The sequence below is a fragment of the Oribacterium sp. genome, from assembly GCF_057249185.1.
This window is the reverse complement of the sequence record NZ_DBHIGR010000210.1, coordinates 2,835-3,166: the sequence shown is the minus strand read 5'-3', so window position 1 is coordinate 3,166 and position 332 is coordinate 2,835. Positions and strand designations below refer to the sequence as shown.

Annotated in this window: 1 protein-coding gene; it reads left to right on the top strand. The window is 44.3% G+C overall.

The window, feature by feature from the left end; translation table 11 throughout:
• Positions 1–51: 51 nt before the first annotated feature.
• The gene (locus ACO4PX_RS09510; RefSeq protein WP_040649688.1) at positions 52–261 is read left to right on the top strand and encodes a FeoA family protein; all 210 of its coding nucleotides are present in this window, start codon (positions 52–54) and stop codon (positions 259–261) included.
• Positions 262–332 lie beyond the last annotated feature (71 nt).

Below are 332 nucleotides of genomic sequence, written 5' to 3'. Positions count from 1 at the left end.
CCGGAATCTTGAAACAAAAAAGAAAAAGTATTTACAGCGGAAGGAGGGACTATGCCATTAACATTAGCAGGAACAGGAGTTCCACAGATTATCCAGAAGATTAGTGGAAGTGCAGAAGTGAGACAGCATCTTAGCGACCTGGGCTTTGTGGTAGGGGGAGAGGTTACCGTGATTTCCACCTCTATGGGCAATGTCATTGTGAAGGTAAAGGATGCCAGAGTAGCCATCAGTAAGGAAATGGCGAACAAAATCATGGTGTAAATGGTACAGGATGAAAGCTAAAAGATTCTGAAAATTTTTCTCTTCGGAAGTTATGGGGCCCAGGCCGGAGA

Excerpts from the sequence above, each read along its gene's own strand:
- ACO4PX_RS09510 (WP_040649688.1), top strand. The coding sequence starts at position 52 with ATGCCATTAACATTAGCAGGAACAGGAGTTCCACAGATTATCCAGAAG.